General features: G+C 28.0%; 3 protein-coding genes. 2 read left to right on the top strand and 1 reads right to left on the bottom strand.

From position 1 onward, the window contains the following. On the top strand, positions 1 to 1,829 hold a 1,829-nt coding region (priA, locus tag Q0J90_RS01155; protein ID WP_297276167.1), incomplete at its 5' end, for a primosomal protein N'. A gap of 2 nt (positions 1,830 to 1,831) precedes the next feature. Here priA and Q0J90_RS01150 read toward each other — a convergent pair. Next, positions 1,832 to 2,440, bottom strand: a complete 609-nt coding sequence (locus tag Q0J90_RS01150; RefSeq protein ID WP_297276166.1) for a response regulator — start codon at positions 2,438 to 2,440, stop codon at positions 1,832 to 1,834. A gap of 416 nt (positions 2,441 to 2,856) precedes the next feature. Here Q0J90_RS01150 and Q0J90_RS01145 point away from each other — a divergent pair. Then, the coding region (locus tag Q0J90_RS01145; RefSeq protein WP_297276165.1) for a sugar phosphate nucleotidyltransferase at positions 2,857 to 3,243 on the top strand (387 nt) is incomplete at its 3' end.

Genomic DNA, 3,243 nt, shown 5'->3' with positions numbered 1-3,243 from the left:
ATGGAAATTATAAAATACATCCTATTAAAGCTAGAATAGATCTTGAACCTATATGTTCTGATAAAGAATTCCAATTAGCTAAATGGATGAGTAACTATTACCATTCATCATTCGGAGAAGCATTATTTGCTGCTCTTCCAGTAGGAACACCTGCTAAAAAAGAAAAAAAAGCTCAGCCTATTCCAGCAAAACAAAAACCATATTTAAAACTCAATAATGAACAGGAAACTGTATTAAAAAAAATAATCGAAAGTATAGAATCAAATAATCCCAAAAGTTTTTTACTTCATGGAGTAACTGGAAGCGGTAAAACTGAAGTGTATTTACAGGCTATTAAAAAAGTTGTAGATATGGGAAAGCAGGCTATAGTAATATTACCGGAAATATCATTAACACCTCAAACTATAAAACGATTTGCCGAAAGATTTGAAGGAAAAATAGCTGTACTTCATAGCAAATTATCACCAAATGCTAAATACAGATATTGGCAAATGATAAAAAAGGATGAAATAAAAATAGTAATAGGAGCAAGAAGTGCAATATTCTCCCCTACTCCAAATTTGGGAATAATAGTTATAGATGAGGAACATGAAACTAGCTATAAAGCGGGAGATACACCTAGATATCATGCAAGACAAATAGCCTTTTATAGAAAAAAACAAGAAAATGCTACATTAGTTTTAGGAAGTGCTACTCCTTCTATAGAAAGTTTTTATTATGCCCAAACTGGTAAAATAGAACTTTTAAGTTTAAACAAAAGAGCAGCTTCTGTAAATATGCCTGAAGTTAAAATATTGGATTTAAAGCATGAAAAAAAATCAGATATATTTCCAATGATGACGCAAAAGCTAGTTGAAGAGATAAATAATAAGCTGGAAAAAAAAGAACAAATTATACTTTTTCTAAACCGTAAAGGATATGCCCCTATTGTAAGCTGTTCACATTGCGGAAAAGTATTAGAATGCCCTAACTGTTCGGTTTCTTTAACCTATCATAAGAAAAAAAATGTAGTTATGTGTCACTATTGCGGATATACTCAATTTTTAGAAGAATTATGCGATGAATGCAGAATAGGACATTTTGAACGTATAGGAAGCGGTACGGAAAAAGTAGAAGAAAATTTAAATATACTATTTCCAAATGCAGTAATAGAAAGAATGGATCAAGATACAGTAGGCGGAACTAAAAACTATGAAAAAATATTCAAAAAATTCTCTGATGGTGAAATAGATATACTTATAGGAACTCAAATGATAGCAAAAGGGCTTGATTTTCCTAATGTAACATTAGTAGGTGTTTTATTTGCTGATATGTCTCTTCATATACCAGATTTCAGAAGTGCAGAAAGAACATTTAATCTCATAACCCAAGTTGCAGGGAGAAGCGGAAGAGGAGATAAAAAAGGTATGGTATATATTCAAACATACTCCCCAAATCATTATAGCATAGAATGTGCAAAAAACCATGATTATATTTCTTTTTATAATAATGAGATAGAAAAAAGAAAATCACCTCTTAATTATCCTCCATTCTCAAGGCTTGTAAGATTGGTAATACGAGGTACAAATGAAAAAAATGTAGAAAATGATGCTAATATTATTGCAGATATGTTAAGAGTGTCCATTTATGAACACTCTGATAAAATTATAATATTAGGAGCTGTTCCATGTACAATAAGTAAATTGAACAAATATTACAGATGGAACATACTCATAAAAACTCCATCTCATGCTCTATTAAAAAGCTTCTTCAGCAAGTTAAGTGATAACTTCATAGCTCAAAATGGTAATTACATAGAAATAGACATAGATCCTGTAAGTATGTTATAAGTTCATACATCTACATAAAATCTAATAGCATTTTTTATTCTAGCTTTAAGCTCATTCTGTCCAACAGGCTTTTTTACATAATCACAAGCTCCTTTTTCAAGCCCATTAACAACATCATCTTCATTGTATTTTTTGGTTATAATTATGATAAGTGCGGTTCTTAGAGAAATTTCTTTTTTTATCTCATCTAATAAATAAAAATAATCCTTGTCCTCTGACAAATTAATATCCATTAAGATTATATCCGGAGCATTTTTTTTTAATTCTTTAAGAGGGCTTAATAAATTAGATATGCATACAACATCATAATCATTACTAAGCCAATCGATATAATTTTTTCTAGTTATTTCCATAGGTTCAATAATAGCAAGCTTATATTTAGAACGTTTCCTTTTTAACTTTATTCTCTTTTCCTTCTTATTAAAGGCTAAAAAGGCTTTCAAATCGGCATAACGTATTTTATATCTCTTGCCCGGAGTAACATCCGCTTTTAACCCGTAATGTCTGACCCAATAATTAACTGTTGTTCTAGAGACCCCTATTATTTTCGCGGCATCTATAGGCGACAACAAATCGTCATCATCATATATTAATTGCTCACTATTATTCATAATACTCCTCAAAATAAAATTCTTTATAAAAAAATTAACTTATCCCCATTATAGATAAAGATTAATACATAATCATAATTTTGTCAAATAAAAATATTAAAGAATATTTTATATTAATACAACAAAATTTACTTATGTTTATATAAGAACTACATTTTTTACAAAAAAAACATTTTTTTTTTATTTAATGTATGAAATGTAAATAATATTTTTTTAATACTAATAGGCAAACATAAAACAACAAGTGTTTGAGTTTAATAAATAAAATTAATTATTCTAACAATTTTTAGTGATATAGTATTCCATTTTTATAAAAAATATTATATATAAAATAATATCTTTGTTGTTTTTTATTGATTTTTGAATATAATATATATTGTAAATTATATAATAATACGAAAAAAGGAAATAATAAAATGAATATAGCTGTACTTATAATGGCTGGAGGAATAGGTGAAAGACTATGGCCTTTAAGTAGAGAAAATAAACCAAAGCAGTTTTTAAATATCATAGAAAATAAATCACTAATAGAACAAACCATAGACAGAGCCTTAAAAATCACAGATGAAGAACATATATTTATAATCACTGGAAAAAGATACTCTGAATCCTTTGATAAATACATACCTAATTTTAAAAAAGAAAATATAATATACGAACCTATGGGAAGAGATACTACTGCCGCAATTACTTTAGGTATATTAACCATAAAAGAAAAATTAGGTGATGCTATTACTGTAATACTGCCTGCAGACCCTATAATTAAAAATGAAGATATGTTTATAAAAAATATAGAGGATGCA

The organism is uncultured Brachyspira sp. (assembly GCF_944390595.1).
Lineage (GTDB): Bacteria > Spirochaetota > Brachyspiria > Brachyspirales > Brachyspiraceae > Brachyspira.
This window is presented reverse-complemented; position numbering and strand designations above follow the sequence as displayed.